Genomic DNA, 25,253 nt, shown 5'->3' with positions numbered 1-25,253 from the left:
GCGTCAACTGCCGCTATAGAGTCAACAGCGGCGTCAGCAGCAGCCACAGTGTCAACAACCGCTTCTGCGTCAACTGCCACTATAGAGTCAACAGCGGCGTCAGCAACAGCCACAGTGTCAACAATCGCTTCGGCGTCAACTGCCACTATAGAGTCAACAGCGGCGTCAGCAACAGCCACAGTGTCAACAACCGCTTCGGCGTCAACTGCCACTACAGAGTCAACAGCGGCGTCAGCAGCAGCCACAGCAACCGCTACGGCGTCAACAGACGCTACAGTGTCAACAACCGCTTCAGTGTCAACTGCCACTTCAGAGTCAACAACGGCGGCGTTATCAGCTGCCACAGTGCCAACAACCGCTACAGCGATCATTATCACAGGTACCCTTGTGGCAGCGAGCGGATTGGGCATTGTCGGCTATTCAACCTATCAATGGATTACCGGTTACCGGCACGGGTTGCGTGGTAAGAAGCTGGCGATGAGACCCCTGACTCGTGGTAAAGAACTGGCTAGCGCTGCGGTCAACTCGGTATCACAGTGTATTCAGGGAACCAGGGAACGAGTGAACAGGCAGAGAGTTCCTACACAGAAACCAGACCATGAAATGAGCCAGGTACTGACTGACAGAGTAACGGAGCAGGACAAACGTGTGTAACTTATTTATTTAGACAGTCCCCTGTATTGGAGCGTTTAATAAAGGCGACCGTCACCGAACAGTCGCCTTTTCATAGCACCAGAATGTCAGAACGATCAGGCTGCTGCTGATTCTTCCTGTTTTCCCTCTACAGAGTTCATCAATCTGTTCCGCTTAGGCGCTGTCACAAACATAGGGCAACCATCGCATTACGCTTCCGGAACCGCTTTCAGGGTAGCCACCAGCAGATCCCAGAACCTGGCAACGCTCTTGATATTTACTTTCTCATCCGGAGAGTGCGGGAAGCGGATGGTTGGGCCAAAGGAGATCATATCCCACTCGGGGTACTTGCTGCCCAGCAGGCCACATTCCAGACCGGCATGAACCACTTGTACGCCGGGTTCCTGACCATACAGCTCCGTATAAACCCGTTTCATAATAGCCAGAATCTGAGAGTCAGCATCTGGTTTCCAACCCGGGTAGCTGTCGGAGAAGATGACTTCGGCATCCAGCATTCGGAACAGACCAGCGACAGCATCACTCAGGGCATCATTACAGCTGCCCACCAGACTTCTTGGCAGGATATGGGCTTTGATCTTGCCTTCATTGATGGTCAGAACACCCAGGTTTAAAGAGGTTTCTACCACGCCTGCAATGGCGTCACTCATTCTCTGGGCACCATTTGGGCAGGCATTCACCGCAGCTACCCATCGGTTCTGATCCCGCTGAGACATCAGTTCGGCAGCGGGCGCAGCCTCACTCAGAGTCAGTGTCAGGTTGGGCTCCACCACCGCCAATTCGGCAGTCAGCTCCTTGCTGCACTGGTCAATAATTTGCTCACAAGCCTCCAGTGATGACTCAGGAATGGCAATGACCGCAGATGCTTCACGGGGAATGGCATTGGCCAGGGAACCACCGGTCAGGCTGGCAATACGCACACCTTCTGCCTCCAGACGGCAGAGGACACGGACCAGCAATTTGATGGCATTGCCCCTGCCCAGATGAATATCACACCCGGAATGGCCACCTTTGAGTCCGGCAATGGACAGGGTTTTGCAGGTCAATCCATCCTGAGCGGCTTCAGTCGTGTAATCCCCATTAATCTCGACACGGGTACCACCGGCGCAGCCAATGTAGAGTTCGCCCTCATCTTCAGTATCCAGGTTGAGCAGGATCTTGCCGGTCAGAACACCCTGCGCAAGCCCCTGAGCGCCGATCATCCCGGTCTCTTCAGTAGCGGTGAACAGCGCTTCAACAGGACCATGCTGCAGGTCTTTGGCAGCTAATACGGCCAGTGTTGCCGCCATACCGATGCCGTTATCGGCACCGAGTGTTGTGCCCTCGGCAGTCACCCAGTCACCATCGATATAGGCTTTAATCGGGTCAGTGGGGAAGTCATGAACGGTATCGTTATTTTTCTGAGGCACCATATCCATATGGCCCTGAAGAATAACACCGGCACGGTTTTCCATACCGGGTGTCGCCTTTTTGCGAATAATGACATTGCCTGCCGCATCGGACTGCCACTCAAGATTGTGCTCTTTGGCAAAGCCAATCAAATGCCCACGAATCTGTTCTTCATGGAACGAAGGGTGAGGTATGTCACATATGGCGGAAAAGTGCTGCCATAGCGCGTGAGGCTGCAGTTCGTGGATAGCGCTCATTTAAGACTCCAGGGCTAATAATATTGACTGCTGTGTCGGAATATTTATTTGCAGTAGTCGTATAGTGAGGGTGCCGGGAATAAACATCAATGAGGGTTTTCTACCTTTATATTGTGCAAAACAGTCGTCAATGGTGGCAACAGGCAAGCGTGCGGATGAGTCTGCCATTTTTCAGGGAACGATGCTGGAATACAGCTGTCTGAAAAGTGCAACAAACGTTATTGACTGGATGTGTTATTTTGGACGCAATCTCCAAGCCCCAACCGGGTGTTCAACTTGATAGCAATCAGAGTGTTGATGATGTCACAGAGCTTCTGGGGGAGGTTTCATTCAATCATCGTGAAACCAGGGTTACGACAGATGGATTAGTACCTGAGACAACGTCACAAACGGATGTTGCCACGGTTTTGGACTCATCTCCCCGTGATGTTCCGGTAGTTAACCGATCAGTCTCTATGCCGTCTGATGGTGGTTTTGCTTATTCACCGGCCGATACGGGCTTGCGGTTGGAGTATTTGCACAAACATCCTATTGCAGAAGGGTTAAATAGGGATCCTGACCATTCAGCCCTCATTAAGCAGCTGTGTGATGCCACTTCAGATCGTGAAAAATTATCTTTATTTGAACAATTACAAGTATTGGTTGAATGTAAACATGCTTCAAATAAATTGATTGCAATTTCTCTTCTTCAGCATTTATCAAAGCACTCTGACCTGGCAAAGCAGGCATTTGGTCTGATCAATAATTGTGATCAGTTTTCAAGCATTAACGGTAATATTGATGAGCGTAGTTTGCTATTTAATGTTGGTATTCTGGACGCTCTCTATAGCCAGTTAACGGACTTGTCAAAGCTATTAAAGGGAGAGCTGTGTACGGAATCGCTTTCAGTAATTCGTTATACCAATATGATCTTTCCTGAGCCTGAGCCTATGTTTGCTCTTGATGTCATGAACCTTCGTCAACTCTCGGGTTATGGGGAAGAGCTGTCTCATCACAAGGAACAAGTAGTTCTAAGGTGTAATTGGGGTCCTGCGGATACTCGTTTAATTGAATTGATATCGATGATCTCTCGTTACCGTGAAGCTGAACTCTGTATTTATGCCAGCATTTCTCAAGCCTCAGCAAACTGTCTTAACGATTATCTAAGAGCAAATAATATTGACCGATTGTTTTTCCCTATGGCGGGATCCGGTTATTTTTCTAAAAGTATGATTGAAGCAGGCATGCCCTCAACCTGCTTTGATATCAATCCACCGGAAAGAACCTATACCAGGGTAAATAAAGCGGATGTGTTTGTCAGCGTCGACAAGTTTGCCAAAATACTTGCTTTGTCTGGTGGTAACATGGACTCATCAGCATTGGTACTTGATGCGCCGCAGCCCGTTTTCATGGATAACGGGCGCTGGGTGGACGCTGATGAATTTCTTCCCAGGGTTATTAAGTCCTGGTTTGATCGGGGAGGTAAGAATTTGCTGGTCATTTCTGAGGCTGGTGGTCAGGAATTGCTGTTCTCTTCCAAAGCATTAACAAAAATGGGACTAGCCATGATACCGGTGATACCGGGCTTTCCTCCTGAGATATTTCAAAGCCTGGGGGAGCATGTCGGTGTCTGTGGTCTTTATCGGATTGATAAAAAATAAGTGGTTGATTGCCTGCTGTTGTGCTCTCATTGTTTGACGCCCAATAGAGACAGCAAAACTCTGGCGAGACCGACTTTTTCTCCTATTATTCCAGTTGAAATATAAGTCACTGTCAGGATGTCTCGATAATGAAACTCTACGACGTTTATGTGCAGAAGTCAGTCAGATGGTCTTCCGCTGTCTTGCTGGCATTCACGGTGTTTGTTGCTGAAGGGGCTTATATCGGCCCCGGATCAGGGGTTAGTTCTGTATCTGACTCCGGTGATGGTACGACAACCGTCGCCGCTATCCTGAAGAATCCTCAGGACGACAGGCGGGTCGTCCTGAGGGGCAATCTGGTCCGAAAAATTAAACATGAGACTTACCTGTTTAACGACGGTACCGGTGAAATCATCGCGGATATTGATGATCACGACTTTCCACCGCAACCGGTAACAGCCAATACCAAAGTAGAGATTATTGGTGAGGTGGATGTTGATCGGGTATCCGTCGTTGAAATAGACGTAAAGTCTCTGCGAATTATCAGCAAGTAGGGCAGTCTATTCTCGGTCAGCCTCCTGGCAATGGTTCAACCACTCACGGTTCTCTTTGCGTTTGCCACGGACCTGATCAAAATACATGGACTGAAGCTTTTCCGTCACGGGGCCACGCTTGCCGCAGCCAATCTTGCGCCCATCGTGTTCACAAATAGGCATAACTTCTGCAGCCGTGCCGGTAAAGAATGCTTCACGGGCAATATATACTTCATCACGGGTAATGCGTTTTTCCCGGACTTCCAGCCCAAGCTCCCGGGCAAACCGGATGATGGTGTCCCGGGTAATGCCTTCCAGGCAGGAAGTCAGTTCCGGGGTATAGAGAATGCCATCTTCTTTCACAATAAAGACATTCTCACCACTGCCTTCAGCGACATAACCCTCGTTATCCAGCAGCAGGGCTTCTTCACAGCCACTGTCCAGTGCTTCCCGCAGTGCCAGCATGGAATTCATGTAATTCCCGTTGGCTTTGGCCTTGCACATGGTGATATTTACATGGTGTCGTGTATAGGAAGAGGTACGAATTTTGATGCCACGCTCAAGCGCCTCCGGCGACATGTAAGAAGGCCAGTTCCAGGCAGCAACCATGGTGTGAACCTGAAGGCCCTCGGCTCTTAACCCCATACCCTCAGAGCCCAGGAAGCACATTGGCCGCAGGTAGGCTTCGTCCAGCCCATTCTCACGAACGACAAGCTTCTGTGCTTCGTTCAGTTCTTCTTTGCTGAAGGGGATTTCCATTCTCAGGATGTGGGCGCTGCGAAACAGGCGGTCGGTGTGTTCCTTCAGACGGAAAATGGCAGGTCCTTCTGGCGTGTTATAGGCTCTGACACCTTCAAAAACCCCCATCCCGTAATGAAGGGTGTGGGTCAGCACATGGGTTTTGGCTTCACGCCAGGGAACTAACTTCCCATCTAACCAGATAACGCCATCACGATCGGCGAAAGACATCGGGAAACTCCAGATCTAAATTATTTTGTTGGTGAAAGAGTCTGAAGTGACTATTGGATCACAACTTTTCTCTGATGCCAAAGAGTGATTGTTAGACAGGCTCCTCGGCAGGGGATTGCAAAACTCTCAAGCGTTATCATTTTACCGGAACCAGCTGCGCAGGTTTCAGATCTTTTCAGAATATTCTAACGATTAAGCCATTTCTAATTGAACCGATCGAGTAATTTATGGTCAAAAAGTACTTTGATGGTTCATCAAAATTTGAGGCCATTTGACACTTGCCTTTGAGTTGGGGTCTCTTGACTGATGTATCTACTGGTTGCTGAATCAAAAATTTAAACAGGAGCTATTGCTAATGAACCTGGGTAATTCTTTCGGTTGCTTATCGGGCGGAAGTGATCTTTCTCTATATGGGGAGGTTGATCATCAGGAACCGGTACTGATTTATGATCGGGATCGGCAGCAAGCCTTGTCCGGTAAAGTATTCAGAACAACCAGCGGAGCATTGTTTCGATGTAAACCTGAGGATTTGAATGAAATTGAGAGCAGAATGTACTGTGGCGAATGTTCGGAGGGTAATAGACATATCATGGAAGGCAGGCCTTTGAATCACAGGGAGATCGTTAACAGCGCCATCCTTGATGTGCGACCAAAAGACGCATCAATAATCAATTCACTGAAGGGGTATACTTTAGCATCTGACCTACAGTGTTTTATAAAGGCAGATCCTATTAATTACAAGAAGTATGAAGAGCATGGAGAACTGACCGCCCTTTCCCGGCGCGTCATAGTATATTGTGCGAAGGACCATAATGGTGATGAATGTCGTCAGGCCGTGGAGTTAAGCTATTTGCCTGACCATTATCATGGCGAACATCATGGGTGCTTTCCTCCCCCGGCAGTTGCACCCCAGGGACTCTATCCAACAGAGGATTTGATGACATTTGACAACCTCCCAGAGAGGGCAGCTGGATCCGGGGATGAACAAAGTATGGTTCAGATGCAGTTAATGTCGGGCATGAAAATCCTTGAACATCTGCAAAAGACAAACGAGGAGCAGGCTGAGCAAATCATTCAACTGAACAAAACGATAGAACAACTGCAAAGCAGTGTAGGAAACCTCTCTGTAACCTGCGCTGATTCTAAAATTCAAATAAAGGAATTGCAGGAACAGCGCACGGATGGAACGTTTTTATGGAGAATAGACAACTTCAGGGAAGCCATAGACAAGGCAAGTATCGACATAGAAACATCGTTTGACAGTCCGGTTTTCTATTCGGCACCGGAAGGATACAGGATGAAGGCAACAATATTTCCTTATGGCGATGGTAAGGGAAAAGGCACCCACATCAGTCTGTTTATATCAATTATGAAAGGCATGTATGACGAAATTCTGACTTGGCCATTCGATCAAACTTTATCCTTTGAGATAGTTGGGGAAGGAAAAGAAGTTTTGGGAGTAAATAGATCTGAACCCGACCGGACGATCCCAAGCTTCCAAAAACCGGAGAGCATGAATAGAGGTATTGGTTGCGATAAATTTATGGCAATCGATGATCTTACACACATGCTTCCGGGTGGCAGTCTATTTATCAGGGTCAACGTCGGTGAGAAGGCCAGTGGCAGTTAGGAGTTGGCTAAATTCCTCACCACCCTCATTTTCGGCTTGCGCGGGCGGGGATAAAGACAGGAACGCATAAAGTGCTCCACGGGGCGGCCATCCACATGGCGGCCGCCACGAGAGTTTGCAAATAATCAATTAACCGTCGGTTGATTCCTGCTCATGTCATACAGTCTGCCCAGATAGTCATAACAGCCTGACGCAAATAGTTGCCAGAGGTATTGTCTACTTCAGGTACCTCGTTTTGTAATGCTTTTTGATGAATACTGAACCGGAAGGTTTTATAAGCCTCCCGAAGCTGATGGGCGTCGTCATGTTTCAACAGGCCAGCAAGCTCCAGTTCTTCAGAGATCCGCACATTGTCGGTCCACTTCAACAGCGAAGGGTACTGGCTGGAGTAGCGCAGAACGGCAAACTGCATCAGAAACTCAATATCAACGATGCCGCCCGGGTCATGTTTTAAATGGAAGACTTCACCGCTATTGACTGAAGATGATGTTGTCCTCAGGTGTTCCCGCATTTTCTGGCGCATATCCACAACATCATCACGGAGTTTGTTAACATCCCGTTGCTGGCTGAGAATCGCTGATCTGAGGTCTGCAAACTTCTGTGCAAGCGTTGGGTCACCGGTAATCACACGGGCACGCACCAGGGCCTGGTGTTCCCAGGTCCATGCTTCCTCTTTCTGGTACTTCTCAAAGTAAGTGAAGGAGTTGACCAGCAATCCCTTGGAACCGGATGGGCGCAGTCTCATGTCCGCATCATAAAGAATACCCGAGGGTGTCTGCGTGGTCAGAATATGGATGATTCGCTGACCCAGGCGGGTATAGAACGTGGTGCTGTCAATGGCCCTGGGGCCATTGGTCTCTTTATTGGTACCACCATTATGGATGAAGACCAGGTCAAGATCAGAGCCGGGGCCTAACTCAATACCGCCCAGCTTGCCGTAACCAACAATAATGAAGCCGGGATCACAGAGGTTGCCGTCAGCATCCCGGGGCATTCCATATTTTTCGACCAGGTTGCGCCAGGCAATGGCCAGAACGGCATCAAGAATCACTTCAGCAATCCAGGTCAGGTAGTCACTCTCTTTCATCAACGGCAGGGTGCCGGACACCTGGGCAGCCGTTACTCGTAAGACATGGGCCATTTTGAAGTGGCGCAGAACTTCCATCTGGTTCTCAAGATCATCTTCCGGAATATGGGCGAGCTGTTGGCGCAGCTCGTCGGCCAATGCTTCTTTTTCCGGTGGATTATAGAGGTCGCCAAGATTGAGGAACTCATCGAGAAGTGCTGGGAATCGGGCAATCTGTTCAGCAATCCATGGGCTGGCAATACAGAGTTTGCCAAGGTGCTCCAGGGCGGCAGGGTTCTCGATCAGCAGAACCAGGTAAGCGGTTCGACGCAGCACTGCCTCAATCAGCGGAAGAATTCGCAGTAAAAAAGTATCAGGTTCAGTGGCGTTGGCGGCCACTCTCAGCAACAGTGGGATGAACTTATCCAGACGGTCACGGCTCTGCCTTCTGACCCGGGTAAGGGCTTTGCCATCTCGCAGGGAAATCAGTCGCTGCCATGAGGCATCGACATTGTTATAGCCCTCCCGGGCCATCAGCTGCTGTTCTTCTTCCTCGCTCAGTTGACCAAGCCAGAGTGCTTGCCACTGGTCACTATGATTATCTTTGGTATTGGTGGTTTCAGGATCAGCAATAACCGCATCAAAGTGCGTGGTGACCCGGTGACGGTGGTCTTCCAGCGTGTCCAGTAATCCGGACCAGTCTTTTTGCCCCATGCTGAAGGCGACCCGTGCCTGAGCTTTCGGGTTTTTTGGCAGATCCTGAGTCTGCCGGTCGGCAATGGCCTGAATGGCATGTTCAAGGTTACGAAGGAAGGTATAAGCGGCTTTCAGCTCATTGGCTTCGTCAGGCGAAAAATAGTGTTTGCTCTGCAGTATTGATAGAACCGTCAGCAGGTTGCGCTCCTGAAGACTGCGGTCACGCCCGCCATGTATTAACTGGAAAGACTGAATGATGAACTCAATTTCACGAATGCCACCCGGCCCAAGCTTGATATTGCTCTTCATGCCTTTGCGTTTCACTTCCCGGCGGATCAGCTGCTTCATTTCCCGCAGGGCGCTGATGGAGCCAAAATCAATGTAGCGACGATAAACAAAAGGACGCAGCTGGCTGAGCAGCAGCTCGCCTTCGGGCATGTTGCCGGCAACCACCCGGGCCTTGAGCATGGCGTAACGTTCCCAGTCCCGGCCCTGATCCTGATAATACTGCTCCATCGCCGCAAAACACATGGCCAGGGCTCCGCTGGAACCATAAGGCCGCAGTCGCATATCAACCCGGAACACAAAACCATCGGCACTTTGACAATCCAGCACCTTGATCAGTCGCTGGCCAAGGCGGATAAAAAACTCCTGATTGGTAATGACCTTTTTGCTGCCACGGGTTTCTCCCTGGCAGGGGTAGGTGAACATCAGGTCGATGTCTGAAGAGAGGTTAAGGTCTCTGGCTCCCAGTTTGCCCATACCCAGTACTACCATGTTCTGGGGAACCGGCTCTTCCCCCGGGATGTTGGTGCCGTAGGGCGTTCCCATGCTCTGGCAGCTGTCCTGGTAAAGCCAGTTGAGTGCGCTGTCAATGCAGGCATCCGCCAGGGCCGACATATCCGCTGTGGTTTCCGGCATGCTGACCCGACGATTCAGGTCGAGCCAGATAATCCGCAGCATTTCCCGGTTGCGGTAAAGTCTGAGAGCCTTGATCAGGTCCTGCTCATTTTCAACCGCTGCCAGTGCTGTTTGCAAACGTTCCGGGTGGGTTCGGGCTAAATCAGGGAGTTTGTCATGGTTTTCCAGAATGCTGGCAAGCCACTGAGGGTGACGAATGCACTGCTGCGCGGCAAAGTCACTGCCTGCCCAGCAATGGATCAGCTGATCCATCAGCCCGGGACTCAGTTGATCGCTCTGGTCAGGAAAAAGGCTACCAGGAAAAGTAAATGACGGGTTGTTATCCACAAACTGTTGCCAGTGAGCAGTGACCACGTTCCTGATTTCTGCTGGAAGAATTTCCGTAGTAGTGTCAGGTGACCCGCAGGCAGTTAATTGTTGACTGAGTTGTGCCCTGAGTGACTCCATAAACCCGCTCTCTTCTGGTTACTGGTGCCATTTTATGAGAATGGGATGACTATAGCCATATAAGTAGCTGATCCAATGAAATCACCAGCTACTTACCCGTTTTCAACGCTGCCCGGATCAGACCCTCAAACGTTATTGCCAGGAGGCTGACCGAGAATAGCGCCCGTAGCGAGGATGGCAGAAAATTGAGGATAAAAAGTCGGAATTTTTTAGTGAATAGTGGTTCTATTTGCTAAAAATTTCCGACTTTTTAGACCAATTTGCTGCCACCGCACGACTGCATGGATGCAGGAGCTAGAGCAACGCAGGAGCAGTTGCCGCGTAGGGCAGTCTATTCTCGGTCAGCCTCCTAGGAGCCTCGGTAAGTCTTAAGCGGTTGCAGGGGTGGTTTTTTGCTGGCCAGGCAACATAGCTGGTAAAAGCCGGTTGTATATCAAAGTCTTTAAGCTTCTTGATTTCCTGCTGATAAACAGGTGCGTAGCCAACCAGTCGATAAAGTGGGCTGTCGTAATGCGTTGTGACGGAAACAACTTTATCGCCCCGTTTGAATGCTTTTTTTGCGGCAAATACCGAGAGTTCATGGGATTGCCCGAACGCTGTGAATTGTCCCAGTGTCCACCCGCTGCCTAGTTCCAGAATCTCCAGGGGAACCAGTCCCACGGTTGGCATGTTAAAATACTGTTTGATTTCAAATATGTCGTTATGGTGCTCCAGGGCAGTAACGTGCTCCAGCAGTTGGATATTTTGAGCCATCGTCAAGAGTCTTTCAGGAGTAACCTTCTCCTGAAACGCGGTGGTGAGCATGGCCTGTTCTCCAGCTGAGAGTCCTGCAATTAACGTTGCCATCTGCCGCAGGGTAGAAGAAACCTGGCCAGTGCAAAGCATTTCCTGAAATGCGAAAGGGCTGAATGGCACGGTGAATGGATTTCTATCATGAATCAGGTATTCATGATCCTCCAATTGTTGAATATCTATTTTTGCGTATGGGCTTTGGTCTAACAGATCGTCCCAAAGGCCATGGGCCACCACGGCTTTCAGTGTTGTTACCGTCAGACCGGCTTCTCTGCTGAGAAATGCCAGTGCCAGTAAATGAGAGTATCTACCGTGCAGAAAGTTGCCTGACCAGGTGCTGTCGGTAAAACCTGATTCGTTTATCAGAGAATTGGCGATTTCTGCAGGGACATAGCCAATAAACTCCGGGGCATCTTGCAATTGCAGACCTCCCCGGGCCAGTTCTCCCAGAACGTTAGATAAGGCGCCCCGGATTTTAGGGGCTGTGGCTTTGACAAAAATTTCCCCCTTCATGCCATCGGGATGAGAATATCGATATTTCTGTGCGTTGCATACGGTCTCAGCATCCTCTACGGCACTGACTTTGACTTGCTTTTCAATGTTTGCTTTTTGCTCTGTGGTCAGTTCAAGATTAATAAAACCTTCTTTTACCAGTAAGTAGTCCTGAAGCTGTTTTGCGTCCAGCTCTGTAACCAGATCTTCAGGCAGCAAATGCCTGAGTTTACTGCCGACCAGATCGAAAAAAACACATTGAGCAGGGTAATCGAACAGTTTAAGTTTGCAGAACTTGTATTGATCTTGTTGACAGATATTGAGTGCTTCTATGTTTTTCTCTTTCATGGTTGTGCCGTGAGAAAAAATCTCGGCAATATGCCGGGCAAGTTGCAAACCGACAATATGTTTTGACTGGTCGGTGAAAAAGGTTCCCGGAAGGAGCAACGATTTAAGGTCAATACGCGATAAGTCCCAAAATACATTGTTATTGCACTTGACAAGAATGGGGCCCGGATCACTGATCGATCGTTCGCCCAGGGGGATCTCTTCCACTGACCTGTAACCGGCACGATGGGCAGAGGTATGACGAACTCCCCCAATAGAAATTTCTTTATTATTATGACGTACCGGTTGAGTTACTTTTTTATTAGACTCTAATGCCGATTTAAACATCGGTGTTTCTAACAGTGAAATACTATCCATACTTACACGTTTTATAATCTCATTAATTTAATAGATAGGGCGGATTTGATTATATTTAATTTGAAAAGTTCATAATATTCAGGTTTATTATTTTTAGTGGTCATTTTTGTTTCAGAGGGACGAGCCCGTTTTGTTGTTTGCCAAGTTGATTTCCCGACTTCCTTTTAAGGTGATCTATATTATTTCCTATTTTTTTTATTTGTTCGCCTTTTATCTCTCCAAATATCGAACAGGAACTGTGCACAAGAATTTGCGGCAGGCTTTTCCGGAAAAAAGGGAGGCGTATATTGCTGATGTGGCCAGACAGTTTTACCGGCATCTGTCGGACCTTGCCTTTGAAGTGATCAAGGCGCACAGCATGAGCGCAGAAGCGTTTAAAGAACGCTGCTCAATTGTTGGCGCTGATGCCTTGGAGGCGGCATCCCGGGAAAGGTCCAGGCCAATCATTGTGTTAACCATCCATCAGGGTAATTGGGAGTGGATGCTCCATAGCGTGTCACAACACCTTGGTGTGCCTATTGATCCGGTTTACAAGCCTTTGCACCACAAAGGCTGGAATCAGTTTATCCATGAGATTCGCAGCCGCTTTCATTCCCGCCCCATTCCAATGAAACAGGCCGGGCGGGACATTCTTAAGGGCAAAAATGGTTTCCGGCTGTTTGTGATGCTCGCTGATCAGACGCCGGCAGAAGGAGAGCGCAGTTACTGGGTCCCTTATCTCAATAAAGAAGCACCTTTTTACCTTGGAGCGGAAAAAATTGCCTTACTGACCCAATACCCGGTCTTTTTTGCCCAGTGTCGACGACTAAAACGCGGCTACTATGAACTTGAATTTAAAGCGCTGGCTCTGCCCCCTTATGAAAAAACCAAAGACAAAAATCACCATCCGGTTATTGATGCTTATGTCAGTGCTGCACAGGCCGCGATCTATGAACAGCCGGAAACGTTCCTCTGGAGTCATCGTCGCTGGAAACGAAGCCGGAAAAGTGATGAATAGTGTGTCTGATGACATCAGCTATTAAACGATACCCAAATTTCTGTTGGCAGACCCCGAGACAGTTCGGTTTTTAGCCAATAAAATCCATGGTTGATAGATTGTGAGTAAAAGTGTTTGTTTTTGTTGTCTCTGTTGTGAAGTTTTTCTATAAAAATCAATACTTTTTGCAATAAAAATACATGTAAGTACTGGTACTCATTGCGGGAATTGCTTATCTTGTAGTTATATTGCATTTGATTAGTATCAATTTTTTTTAAAGCTTTGGCTGTTAGACGAAACTTGTTCGTATGCTTGATGTTGCAAGTAATCAACCATTAACAATAACGATCACAAAGTTTGTTTTAGCAGTATCGATCCCGGAGCCGATTTGTATGCATGATATCGACCCAATAGAAACCAGGGAATGGCTGGAAGCACTGGATTCCGTCCTGGAGCAGGAAGGTGAAGACCGTGCTCATTTTCTGCTGACCCGGCTTTCCCAGCATGCTCGTGCCAAAGGTACGCAGCTGCCCTACGCTATTACCACGCCGTATCGCAATACGATACCACCGGAAAAAGAAGCCCGTATGCCCGGCGACCTGTTTATGGAGCGTCGTATTCGCTCCCTGGTCCGCTGGAATGCGCTGGCTATGGTGATGCGCGCCAACAAGAAGGACAGCAGCCTGGGTGGACATATCTCTTCCTTTGCCTCCAGTGCCACTCTGTACGACATCGGGTATAACTACTTCTTCCACGGCCAGGGCAGTGACCGTGAAGGCGATCTGATTTATTACCAGGGGCACGTCGCGCCCGGTATTTACTCCCGGGCTTTTCTGGAAGGTCGTCTGGACGAGGGCCAGCTGGATAATTTCCGTCAGGAAGTAGATGGCAATGGTCTTTCCTCCTACCCTCACCCCAAACTGATGCCTGACTTCTGGCAGTTCCCGACCGTATCCATGGGCCTTGGCCCTCTGCAGGCGATCTATCAGGCTCACTTCATGAAGTACCTGATTAACCGTGGCATGTCCCAGGATCAAAACCGTAAGGTCTGGGCATTCCTCGGGGATGGTGAGATGGATGAGCCGGAATCTCTCGGTGCCATCTCCCTGGCCGGTCGTGAGAAGCTGGATAACCTGATCTTCGTGGTCAACTGTAACCTGCAACGTCTGGATGGTCCGGTCCGTGGTAACGGCAAGATCATTCAGGAGCTGGAAGGCATCTTCCGGGGGGCTGGCTGGAACGTTATCAAGGTCGTCTGGGGCCGTCACTGGGACCCGCTGCTGGCCCAGGACAAGCATGGCAAGCTGCAGGAAGTGATGGACAAGGCCGTTGACGGTGATTACCAGAACTGTAAGGCAAAAGGCGGTGCCTGGACCCGTGAGCACTTCTTTGGCCGTGACCCGGAAGCGCTGAAGCTGGTTGAGCACCTGTCGGATGATGATATCTGGCGTCTGAACCGTGGTGGCCATGACCCCTACAAAGTCTTCGCGGCCTACCACGAGGCGGTTAACCATAACGGCCAGCCTACCGTCATTCTTGCCAAGACGGTTAAGGGCTACGGTACCGGTACCACCGGTGAAGCGGCCAACGTCAGCCACAACGTCAAGAAGCTGCCGGTCGATGACCTGAAGCACTTCCGTGACCGCTTTGACCTGCCGATCAAAGACGAAGACATTGAGACCCTGCCGTACTTCAAACCCGACGCTGACAGCCCGGAAATGAAGTACATGCGCAAGCGTCGTGAAAAGCTGGGCGGCTTTATTCCCCAACGCCGCGTAGAAACCGACGTTAAACTCGAAATTCCGGGCCTTGAGGCTTTTGAAGCGGTGACCAAAGGCAGTGGCGAACGGGAAATCTCCACCACCATGGCTTACGTACGCATTCTGGGTGCGCTGGCCAAAGACAAGAGCCTGGGCAAGCACATTGTGCCGATCATTCCGGATGAAGCCCGTACCTTTGGTATGGAAGGTATGTTCCGCCAGCTGGGTATTTACTCTGCGGAAGGCCAGAACTATGAGCCGGTAGATTCCGACCAGGTGATGTTCTACAAAGAATCCAGACAGGGGCAGATTCTCGAAGCGGGTATTAACGAAGCGGGTGCCCACGCCGCCTGGATTGCTGCGGCGACCTCCTACAGCAGCAACAACGTGCCGATGATTCCGTTCTACGCGTTCTACTCCATGTTTGGTTTCCAGCGCACTGGCGATCTGGCCTGGGCAGCGGGTGATATCCAGGCCCGTGGCTTCCTGATTGGTGCTACTGCGGGTCGTACCACGCTGAACGGTGAAGGTCTGCAACATCAGGACGGCCACAGCCATATTCTGGCATCCACCGTACCGAACTGCATAAGCTATGACCCAACCTATGGCTATGAGATGGCGGTGATTATCCAGAACGGTCTGCAACGTATGTATGGCAACGGTGACAATGTCTGGTACTACATCACCGCCATGAATGAAAACTACCGTCAGCCAGCGCTGCCGGAAGGCCCTGAAGTGATCGAAGGTATCATCAAGGGGCTTTACAACCTGGAAGAAAATTCCCGTAACCAGGGGCTTAAGGTCCAGCTGATGGGTTGTGGCACTATCCTTGAGGAAGTGCGTGCAGCTGCCGGTATTCTGCGTGATGAATTCAACGTTGAATCGGATATCTGGAGCGCAACCAGCTTTAACGAGCTGGCCCGGGATGGTCAGAACGCCAGACGTTACAACATGCTGAACCCTGAAGCTGATAAGCAAGTCAGCTGGGTTGAACAGCAGCTGTCTGGCCGTAAAGGTCCGGTTATCGCCGCAACTGACTATATGAGCCAGTACGCCAACCAGATCCGTGAGTTTGTGCCGACAACCTTTGTTTCGCTGGGTACCGATGGATTTGGTCGCTCTGACACCCGTGAACAGCTGCGTCGTTTCTTCGAGGTAGACCGTTACTTCATCGTGGTGGCTGCCCTGTATGCGCTGGTTCAGGAAGGTGAGCTGGAAGCGTCCGTGGTCAGCGAGGCCATCAGGAAGTTTGATATTGACCCGTCCAGAGCTAACCCTCTGTATTGCTGAGTCCGGAACTGAAGAGAAGGTATGAGGAATGAGTGACGAAATCATCAAAGTTCCGGATATCGGCAGTGGTGAGGCAGAAGTCATCGAAATCTGCGTCCAGCCCGGTGATACGGTATCGGCCGAAGACTCCCTGGTTGTTCTGGAGTCTGACAAGGCCACCATGGAAGTCCCGGCACCACGGGATGGCATGGTGACAGAAGTGCTGCTTAATATGGGTGACAATGTCAGCGAAGGTGCTCCGATGATTAAGATGGCTGCAGCAGCATCTGAGGTTGTCGAGCCCACAGCGGACAGTGGGCAGCCAGAAGAAGCCCCCGTGGTGGCAGCCCCGCTGGTTGAAGCGGCTGGTGGCTCCCGGACTGAGTCGGTGCATGTACCCGATATCGGTGCTGAAAATGTGCCGGTTATTGAGGTAAGTGTGAAGGTTGGGGACACCGTTGCCCTGGAAGACTCATTGATTGTTCTGGAGTCTGACAAAGCGACCATGGAAGTGCCTTCCCCGGTAGCAGGGGTGGTGACTGCCATTCACGTCAAGGAAGGTGACGCCCTGAGTCAAGGTGATCTGGTGATTGATGTTGAAGTGTCTGGTGGCGCAGCAGCATCGGTTGTCAGCCAGCCAGCGCCTGCAGCCGCTGCACCTGCCACTGTGCCACCGCAGCAGGAGGCTCCATCCCGCGCACCATCAGCACCACCCCCACATGCAGAAGCGCACCCTGTGGAACTTGAGCGTACCAACCGCAAATTCCATGCAGGTCCTGCGGTGCGCAAACTGGCCCGTGAGTTCGGTGTTGATCTTGCTGAAGTGACCGGCAGTGGTCCACGTCGTCGCATTCTGAAAGAAGACGTACAGAAGTACGTGAAGATGCGCCTCAGTGAGAAGGTACTTTCAGGACAAGGTGCTTCTACTGGTCTGGGTATTCCAGCCATGCCAGAGATCGACTTCAGCAAGTGGGGTGACATCGAGAAGGTTGCCCTGAATCGCCTGCGCAAAGTGGCGGCTCAGAACTTCCAGCGTTCCTGGCTGAATGTGCCACACGTTACCCAGTTTGATGAGTGTGACATTACTGAACTGGAAGCGTTCCGCAAGGCTCAGAAAGCCATGGCCGAGGCCCGTGGTACCAAACTGACACCACTGCCGTTTATTCTGAAAGCCGTTGCTTACGTGTTGAAAGAGCTGCCACAGTTCTGCGCTTCCCTGAGCCCTGATGGTGAAACGCTGATCTACAAGAAGTACATCAACATTGGAGTCGCGGTTGATACGCCAGACGGTCTGCTGGTGCCGGTGATCAGAAACGTCGATCAGAAGAGCCTGTGGGAACTGTCGGCTGAATGTATTGAGCTGGCCGGTAAGGCCCGTGACAAGAAGCTGAAGCCTGATGAAATGCAGGGTGGCTGCTTTACCATCTCCAGCCTGGGTTCTGTCGGTGGCACGGCGTTTACTCCGATCGTCAATGCGCCGGAAGTCGCCATTCTTGGTCTGTCCAGGGCCGCCATGAAGCCCGTGTGGAATGGCCAGGACTTCGATCCGAAGCTGATGTTACCGTTGTCACTGTCTTATGATCACAGAGCCATCAACGGCGCGGATGCAGCACGTTTCACGACAATGCTGGGTGAATTGTTGGCTGATATTCGCAAGCTGCTTCTTTGAGACTTTGGTTAATAAAAAATCCGGAGGTGATTAATCTCCGGATTCCGCATTGTATTTCTTTGAAGTTATGAAGAGGATAAATACTTCTGGAGTGCTTTCCAGGCACCAAATATAACCTCTATGTGGACAGGATCAAAATTTTCCCAAATCTTAACATTACGACTATGTTCTTCTCCAATTGATTCTAATATTCTTTTTTGAACCTTAATGGCGTCGTTCTCATGTTTAACCTTGATTGTTAACGAGGATCTACCTGCCTCAGCGCTTTTAATATTGAAATCCTCATTCGGTTTGAAATTATTTTTTATTAAAGTACTCACATCAAAAGTTTTAAGAGGGTTGGCAGATAAAAGATTTGAAAACTCATCTATTGTAGAGGGTGTGCGACCAGTAGATAAATGCTTTGAAGAGTTATCTATTGCAGACGCTGGTAACTTCTCATTTTTTGCTGGTGAAGGCGTTTTTACAGGACTTTGTTCCCCGGAAACACTAGGCTGCTGCGAGGCTGGTTCTGCTTTTTCCAGTACCTTTTGAGAAGCTACAGAGGCTGTAGGGGCTTCAATACTGGTTTTCAGGTCTTTTTGTAACTGCATATTGTCTTGTGGTAACAATCTAGTTTCATAGTCTTTGATATCTGATAATTCGATTTCATTACCAAGCAGAGGTAAAACTGTATCATATGTCGACAAAACTTGAGTGGCTAACCCTTGGTATTCGGACCATTTATTATCAGGTGTATTATCTTCGTCATCAGATACATAAGAATCTTCGTCATCAGATAAATCATCTATTTTAAAAAATGTCTGATTATAAGAGTTACAGTTTTCAGCGGCTGTGATCATAGGTGGACCATCAAGGACCAAAAATCTGCCATCTTTAATGACCAACTCAAGTAACCGATTACCTTCCCTGTCCACAATGGCAATGTAGCCAGGGCAGTTAAAATCAAAGCAAGGAGTGTATAATGACCTACTAAAATCTACTGCCGCAGTGGCAATTGAACCACGGGCACCCTTTTCATCGACGGATGCTTTGATCTTCTGAATTATTTGTAGTTCATCATCCGGCGATATGCCTAACCTTGATAAATCTTGTGCTTGTATGGAGATTCCTAATGCCTGATTAATTTTATCCAGTAGCTCAGTATCACAACTGCCCGCAATGTCAATTTTGGGTAGTTTTAGCTTAACCTCAATTTTACGGTCATTTAATTTGCCAATCAGATGATTAATCGTTTCAGAATTCAGGTTATTAATTGCTGTTGCACTGCTTTTGCGCGGTTTTATCGCCACCAATTTAAGATCTTCTCCATTCACAGATCGGAATTCTTTGGCAATGGCAGCAAAGTTTTTATCAGTAGCCACGTGAAGCTTTTCAGTTTTACACATCATCATGACGTTATTAATAAAAGTTCCATCTGCACACTGAAATTGACCCTGTTCCGTGTCATCTTCAGAAAAACTTTCCTCCCAGTCAACCTGGAATTTCATCACACTGCCTAAAGCTGCTTTAACTTGTTGCCGCTCAGATTCAGTAAGATCATCAAAAACCTTTTCAATTTCTCCTTCGGTCTTATCATTAACAAAAGAATCTATGGTGTCTGCAAGGTTCTTGCTATTGTTATTATTGTCCAGCTTTTCGGTTTTATAATATTTAGACAGTGACTGTTCATACTGCTCATTATCGCAGCAATTGGTAGAACCAATAAAGTTAGTGGTAAGAATTGAATGACCAGACTCAGGATCGTGAATCTGATCGTAAGAGTGTCTTACAGCACATTCACCGAGTTTTATATGGATTTCATCTTTCAGCTCTTGAGTTAGGGAACCTGGGGGGATTCCAAGAACCGATGCCACCATGGTATCGTCTGCCATACTCAACAGAGCCATGCCCAGAGCCTGATACAGGCTGACAGGAGAGAATACCGTACTTTCTTTGCCTTTGATGTCCAAGAGTTCAAGGGATAATTTATCCACCATTGTTTTAACAATATCAGAGGCCGATAAAGTGGCCGGGGACGCTGTGTCTGGCAGATTTGTTCTCTGGAATAACGCTGGTTTCCCTGGGTCAAAAGATGTGGCATCCATAGTATTCTCTCCAATGCTTGATAAAAATTATTTAGCGAGCACAAACACGCTGCCTCCATGCTTTGTGGCAAGGGATTGTCTTGTTAATCAGCTGCAAGCGACGGGAAACTGTATTGATTTACAGTATTGATCTGATAAATGGACATTCTGCGTTGCCAACCTGGATATCATTTAGACATTTTGTGTGGAAAACAGTTCCCTGGACGGTCACAATCTTTAGTCTATTCTCGGTCCCTAGAGCCCTGCACCAGCACCACATGCACAAGCTGAGCATACCAATCGCAAATTGCATGCAGGGTGAATTGTTGACCGATATCGGCAATGGCTTCTTTGAGACTTTTGTTAATAAATCCGGAGGTGATTAATCTCCGGTTTTGCATTGTATTTATTTATTATCATCACGAAGTAACTTATCATGCAGTGCTTTCCAAGCCTTGAATGTAACCTTTACTTTAACAGGTTCTAATCTCTCCCAAACGTTAACAAAGTTTTTATGTTCTTCTTCATCAATTAATTCAAATACTTTTTGTCTAACCTTATTTGCGGTATCCACAGTATCAACATTGATAGTTAAGACATAATCATCAAATAAATTAACGCTGGAAATATTCAGCTCCCCACTCGGGTTAAGCCCATGTTGTATTAATGTGCTCACATCATCAACAGTTTGAAAATGTTTAGAAGGAGATAAACTGGTTAATGTGGAGGGAGTAGCTTCATCATCCGACATATCATCATCCCACAGATCATCATCCGACTGATCATCATGCCACGGATCAACATCTTTCCGGCCTTTAGGGATAATGATCACAGGCGAACCATCAGGCACCAAAAAGCTGTCATCCTTAATGACCATCTCAAGCAACCGATTACCTTTGCTGCCTACAATGGCTATATAGCTGGGGCAGTCAATATTAAAGGTGTTTTCGCCCCCCCTTGAAGCCGCTGTTGCAGCAGTGGCAATTGCGCTGTGAGCACCCTGTTCGTCAACGGATACTTTGATTTTCTGCAACATCCGCAGTTTATAAATGGGTAATGGGTTTAACCTGGACAAATCCTGAGCGGTTATGGATGTTCCCAGGGCATCTGTAATTTTTTCCAGTAGTTCAGTATCACCACCTTGCTTAACTTCTATCATGGGAAGATCCAGCGTAATCTCCGTTTTATTTTCATCCAAATTGCCAATCAGATGGTTAATGGTTTCAGAATCAAGTTTGTTAATCGCTGTCGCACTGGTCTTGTTCGGTGTTATCGCGACCAATTTAAGATCTTCCCCATTTTCCGATCGGAAATCTTTGGCAATGGCCGTAAACATTGCATTACCAGCAAAGTGTAAATTTTCTTTTGTACGCATCTTCCTGACGTTTTTAATAGTTCCATCTGCGCACAGAAAATGGCGCGAAACCTCCTCACTATTCAGGGGAAAAGCTTCCCTCCAGACACCCCGGATTTCAATCACATTACCTAATACCAATGAAATCTGGTTCCGCTCATATTCAGTAAGATCATCAAACAACTGTTTAATTTTTCCTTTGGTTTTCTCTTTAACAAAAGTATCTGCGGCGTCCGCTACGTTCTCTTTATCAATTTCCAACGTTTGGGTTTGATAACATTCAGACAGTATCCGGTCAAGAAACTGATCCGTGGTAACAGAGGCTGTACCAACAAAGTTAGCGGCAGAGACGATCTTGCCAGTTTCATCATAAGGGCGGTCTTTGCTGAATTCACCAAGCTTTTGATGGATTTCCATCTCCAGCTCTTCAGTTAACGAGCCCGGGGGGATTTTCAGGAGTAATTCCTTCTTGGCGTTATCTTTCATACAGGCCAGAACCATGCCCAGAACCGGTGCCAGGCTGGCAGAAGACACTACCCTGCTTTTTTTGTCGGTAATACTCAGGATCGCAAACGATACGGTATCCATCAGTTTTTCAACAATATCAGAGGCCGATAAAACGCTCCCGGAGGATGTGTCCGGGGGAGTTAATGGCTCCAATGGCACTGATCGTGTTGGGCCTGACGATATCGGTCCCATAATATTCTCTCCATTTGATAATAATTAATGAGTCAGAAAATACGATTTCATTTGGTTAACTACTTACTGATGATTGATATTATCCGGTCACGTATTGCTATCCGCTGTGCCTCTGTTATTAATGCCGCCCGTTCCCATTGTGGTGGTATCTCTGCCCGAAGTTCTGCCAGAAGCTGTTGGGCTTCCGTTTGTTTGTGGGATATGCCCTCAAGCCACTGTAACCAACGCAGATCAAGGGTTGCTTCATGCAAATCAAGAAAACGGCGATGAATGTCCAGAACTTCCGGACACCGGCTGGCAGATGGGTAGATATACATAACATCCCCCTCCCGACCATCGATGGGATCAAATGGGTCGGCAGTAGGCATACGGCCATGCCATTGTAAATAGCCCTCAGCACCGGATCGCCAGAGGTACAGGCCAGCTGCTAAACCGGGTTTGGGCATGTTGTATAGCCAGACCGTGCTGTTTTCCTGCCAATCGTCAATATTTTCTTCGGTCACTTCGGTGCCGTGGTTGATCAGGAGAAGATCCGTTACTTCGGCAAGTTCAGCCTGGTGGTCATGATTCAAATGGCCAGCCGTTTTCAATGGCAGAGCGTTATCGGTTAGCACTCTGGCGGTGTTCTTTATTTGCGAAAAGTGATCCCTGGCTGGCTCGTCAAAAATTGACCAGTAAATGTCAGGGAGATTCTGGTTCTCTGATAACTGTTGCAGCTGTTTTAAGTCCGCTATTGCCTCTGTTTCGCCCTTCTGACTTAACAGGCGTTTCAACGGTGCGTAAGCCAGAATCTTGCCGTTGAAGCCAAAGCGCATTAATTGTTGCAGTTGCTGAATAAACGTCTGTCGTCCGGTCTCGGTGCCAGGTGTTGCCAATGCCGGTGCAACAGTGCTGAAACCGTGGGAAGCCAGCAGGGAAAGATCGCAGGAAGTGGCATTGGCACTCTGTCCTGCCAGTGCCTTGAACCACTGATAGTAAGGTGGCGGCTCCAGGTAGAGGCCTACAGGGGTCTCCAGTTCTGGCAGCAGGGTCGGAAGTACCCGTACTTTATAATGCAGCAGCCGCAGTTCACCCCGGCTGAACAGTTGAATCATACCAGCGTAGTCGCCAGCGCGTGCTTCAGCGGGAACTTCCACCTGAACATAGAGACGTCTGGGCCTTTTGCTGGAAAGACGAAGACTTGCCATATCGGCGCGGAGATAACTGTCATCCAGTATCAGTGACGTGGCATTGGGCGTTGGTCTTTCATAGCGCCAGTGCCCATAGCGGGTGATGACCGTTAAGGGTTCTGCATCCGGCGATTTGGGCGGGGTAACCACAACGGCGGGTGCAACATCATCCATCGGGCTGGCTATTTCAAAGGTCAGGTTCAGCAGGCTGTTTCTGGCTGCCAGATAAAAAGCGTCATCATCCTTTACCTGCTGGCTGATATCTGCCAGTGACAGTGAATCTGGAGGGGTGTATGGCTCAGTCGTTACAGACCATTGATTCAGCAGGCGTTCCCGTCGTTTTTTCTGGGTGGCCTGGGCAAAGGTACCTTTAATAGGTTCCAGAACCAGAGCCGCCAGGTATCTGGCGTCATAGTCACCGGTCAGATCGATAGTCAACATCCCATTGATGACTCCAATGTTTTTGCTGATAAAGTGACTTCGACGTTCACCAACCAACGCCCACAAGTCCCCATCGATGCCGCCTTCTTTTTTCCTGCCAGCCAGATAAACGTCATTGATCCACTGCTCTTGGGTAAACTTCTCATCAACGATGGTGGTGCCATTGGCGATGATTTGCCGGTTAAGGAAATGAGGCAGGTACTCCCATTCCCCTTGATCCTGTGTCCACAGGCTGAGTTTCCATAATCCATCAGACCAGGGGATCTGCAGGCTGGTAGCCCCGGCAATACCATCCCGAATCAGTGCATCACCGGAAGTACGAACCCGTTCGGTGATTTTGCCTTTCAGGTATGAGCTGTTTTTGCTAATGGATTCAAAGCCGGGGAAAGCCGCGCTGTCGCCTGAGCCAAAATCCAGCGCCAGGGTGTTGTCGGGCAGACTGGCGGCGGAGCTGATATGGATTTTTTCCAGCTCGATGCCAGCCCACATATCGGCACTGAACACAAACAGCTTGGTGTATGGCTGTGTAAAGGGTTGTCCGCCGGATGTTTTCAGCCCTGAGAGGGGCAGTACCACTGCAAACGGACCGGGTGAGAGCGTGAACTCCTGGTTGACCCTGGACCGGTAATCTGCGGAGCTTTCATTATCAATCCGCACAATCAGGATTTGCTGGTTGTCTGAGCCATTATTACCACTGATGATCAGCTCAGATCCATTCTTAAAGTTGGACTGCTGGAAGGTGTGGATAAAGGGGGGTGATTCCGCTTCACTCAGCAGCAGGTTTTCATCACTTGCCGAAGAGAAAGGACTGCTGAGGCTTAAAATACAGGCAGCTGATGCAAACCATTGTCTGGTCGTTTTGCCAGTTAACCTTGCTTTCGGCCATATTAACTTTCGAAGCATGAACTTAATGGCCTGTCCCATAGCTGCCTCACAGTTATTTGTGGAGTAGCCTTAATATCGACGGCAAGAAGACAGTTTAAAGAATCTGAAATGGAGGGGAGACACTGGCGCTGATCCAGAGATCAGCGCCAGTGGTCAGATTGGCAGGGTCAGGCCAGGGCACCCAGAAAATTCTTCAGGGTAATAATAATGATCACCAGAACCATCAGGGAAAAATCCAGCCCGCCAAGGGGGGGGATCACTTTGCGTATACGGCTGGTGAGTGGCTCGGTAATCTGGAACAGCAGCATCAGTCCCGGGTTATAGCTGTTCGGCGCTACCCAGCTGGCAATGGCGATAATGATCAGACTGAACATATAAATATTCAGAAACTCGATGCCCAGTTTAATCAGGCTACTGATCAGGACACTGGGGAAAGGAATGGTCGCCAAAGAGAAACCGCCTATCAACAGCAGTACATAGAGCAGTGCGATCTGAAGTATCAGCGCCAGAACCAGAGAGGCCATGTCCACACCGCCATAACCGGGAATTATCTTGCGGATGGGGTTGAGCAGTGGCGATGTGGCTTTCACGATAGCTTGAGAAATCGGGTTATAGAAGTCGGCTCGAACCAGCTGAAGCAGGAAGCGAATCAACACAGCCATGATATACAAACCGCCCAGGGTCTGGATCAGGAAGCTGAGACTCGAAGAAAGTGCAGACATAGAGTGTATTGGTTACCCTTTGGTCAAAATAATTTAATAATCTTTGCGCATATTACCGCTTTCCATCGCCCGTCAA

At 48.8% G+C, this 25,253-nt stretch carries 17 protein-coding genes; 7 read left to right on the top strand and 10 right to left on the bottom strand.

The genetic code is table 11. From position 1 onward, the window contains the following. The coding region (locus CX664_RS00140) for a hypothetical protein (RefSeq protein ID WP_180966326.1) at positions 1–371 on the bottom strand (371 nt) is incomplete at its 3' end. Between the two features lie 16 nt (positions 372–387). Between CX664_RS00140 and CX664_RS00135 the strand changes: the two genes are divergently transcribed. Then, entirely contained in the window at positions 388–654 is a 267-nt protein-coding gene (locus CX664_RS00135; RefSeq protein WP_145999728.1) for a hypothetical protein, read from the top strand. Between the two features lie 188 nt (positions 655–842). Here CX664_RS00135 and CX664_RS00130 read toward each other — a convergent pair whose 3' ends face one another. Both CX664_RS00130 and CX664_RS26075 read right to left on the bottom strand, forming a co-directional pair. Then, positions 843–2,297 carry an aminoacyl-histidine dipeptidase gene (locus CX664_RS00130; RefSeq protein WP_101744756.1) on the bottom strand — a complete coding sequence of 485 codons (1,455 nt, stop codon included), beginning with the start codon at positions 2,295–2,297 and terminating at the stop codon, positions 843–845. Beyond that, positions 2,298–2,465, bottom strand: a complete 168-nt coding sequence (locus tag CX664_RS26075; protein ID WP_163388002.1) for a hypothetical protein — start codon at positions 2,463–2,465, stop codon at positions 2,298–2,300. Positions 2,466–2,536: 71 nt separating this feature from the next. Here CX664_RS26075 and CX664_RS00125 point away from each other — a divergent pair, with 71 nt between their 5' ends. Continuing rightward, positions 2,537–3,937, top strand: a complete 1,401-nt coding sequence (locus CX664_RS00125) for a hypothetical protein (protein WP_101744755.1) — start codon at positions 2,537–2,539, stop codon at positions 3,935–3,937. 128 nt (positions 3,938–4,065) lie between these two features. Further along, positions 4,066–4,470: a NirD/YgiW/YdeI family stress tolerance protein gene (locus CX664_RS00120; RefSeq protein WP_101744754.1), complete on the top strand. Its 405-nt coding sequence runs from the start codon at positions 4,066–4,068 to the stop codon at positions 4,468–4,470. A 6-nt stretch (positions 4,471–4,476) separates the two neighbouring features. On the opposite strand, the gene CX664_RS00115 is transcribed toward CX664_RS00120, so the two are convergent. Then, entirely contained in the window at positions 4,477–5,418 is a 942-nt protein-coding gene (locus CX664_RS00115) for a branched-chain amino acid transaminase (protein ID WP_101744753.1), read from the bottom strand. Between the two features lie 355 nt (positions 5,419–5,773). Between CX664_RS00115 and CX664_RS00110 the strand changes: the two genes are divergently transcribed. Further along, positions 5,774–7,048: an MATH domain-containing protein gene (locus CX664_RS00110; RefSeq protein ID WP_101744752.1), complete on the top strand. Its 1,275-nt coding sequence runs from the start codon at positions 5,774–5,776 to the stop codon at positions 7,046–7,048. Between the two features lie 151 nt (positions 7,049–7,199). Here the strand turns inward: CX664_RS00110 and glnE are convergent, their stop codons facing one another. After that, positions 7,200–10,178, bottom strand: a complete 2,979-nt coding sequence (gene glnE, locus CX664_RS00105) for a bifunctional [glutamate--ammonia ligase]-adenylyl-L-tyrosine phosphorylase/[glutamate--ammonia-ligase] adenylyltransferase (RefSeq protein WP_101744751.1) — start codon at positions 10,176–10,178, stop codon at positions 7,200–7,202. Between the two features lie 294 nt (positions 10,179–10,472). Next, entirely contained in the window at positions 10,473–12,167 is a 1,695-nt protein-coding gene (locus CX664_RS00100; protein WP_101744750.1) for a hypothetical protein, read from the bottom strand. Between the two features lie 106 nt (positions 12,168–12,273). Here CX664_RS00100 and CX664_RS00095 point away from each other — a divergent pair, with 106 nt between their 5' ends. The 3 genes from CX664_RS00095 to aceF all read left to right on the top strand — a co-directional run bounded on the left by CX664_RS00095 (position 12,274) and on the right by aceF (position 17,841). Next, on the top strand, positions 12,274–13,164 hold the full coding sequence (locus CX664_RS00095) for a lysophospholipid acyltransferase family protein (protein WP_338063395.1): 891 nt from the start codon (positions 12,274–12,276) through the stop codon (positions 13,162–13,164). 371 nt (positions 13,165–13,535) lie between these two features. Continuing rightward, positions 13,536–16,193, top strand: a complete 2,658-nt coding sequence (aceE, locus tag CX664_RS00090; RefSeq protein WP_101744749.1) for a pyruvate dehydrogenase (acetyl-transferring), homodimeric type — start codon at positions 13,536–13,538, stop codon at positions 16,191–16,193. Between the two features lie 28 nt (positions 16,194–16,221). Further along, entirely contained in the window at positions 16,222–17,841 is a 1,620-nt protein-coding gene (gene aceF / locus CX664_RS00085; protein WP_101744748.1) for a dihydrolipoyllysine-residue acetyltransferase, read from the top strand. 65 nt (positions 17,842–17,906) lie between these two features. Here the strand turns inward: aceF and CX664_RS00080 are convergent, their stop codons facing one another. The 4 genes from CX664_RS00080 to CX664_RS00065 all read right to left on the bottom strand — a co-directional run bounded on the left by CX664_RS00080 (position 17,907) and on the right by CX664_RS00065 (position 25,177). Continuing rightward, on the bottom strand, positions 17,907–19,928 hold the full coding sequence (locus CX664_RS00080; protein ID WP_101744747.1) for a serpin family protein: 2,022 nt from the start codon (positions 19,926–19,928) through the stop codon (positions 17,907–17,909). Positions 19,929–20,313: 385 nt separating this feature from the next. Beyond that, positions 20,314–21,849 carry a serpin family protein gene (locus tag CX664_RS00075; RefSeq protein ID WP_180966325.1) on the bottom strand — a complete coding sequence of 512 codons (1,536 nt, stop codon included), beginning with the start codon at positions 21,847–21,849 and terminating at the stop codon, positions 20,314–20,316. A 170-nt stretch (positions 21,850–22,019) separates the two neighbouring features. Beyond that, entirely contained in the window at positions 22,020–24,473 is a 2,454-nt protein-coding gene (locus CX664_RS00070) for a hypothetical protein (RefSeq protein ID WP_145999727.1), read from the bottom strand. Between the two features lie 149 nt (positions 24,474–24,622). Beyond that, positions 24,623–25,177 carry a YggT family protein gene (locus CX664_RS00065; RefSeq protein WP_101744744.1) on the bottom strand — a complete coding sequence of 185 codons (555 nt, stop codon included), beginning with the start codon at positions 25,175–25,177 and terminating at the stop codon, positions 24,623–24,625. Between the last annotated feature and the right edge of the window lie 76 nt (positions 25,178–25,253).

It is taken from the genome of Endozoicomonas acroporae (assembly GCF_002864045.1).
GTDB classification, from domain to species: domain Bacteria; phylum Pseudomonadota; class Gammaproteobacteria; order Pseudomonadales; family Endozoicomonadaceae; genus Endozoicomonas; species Endozoicomonas acroporae.
This window is presented reverse-complemented; position numbering and strand designations above follow the sequence as displayed.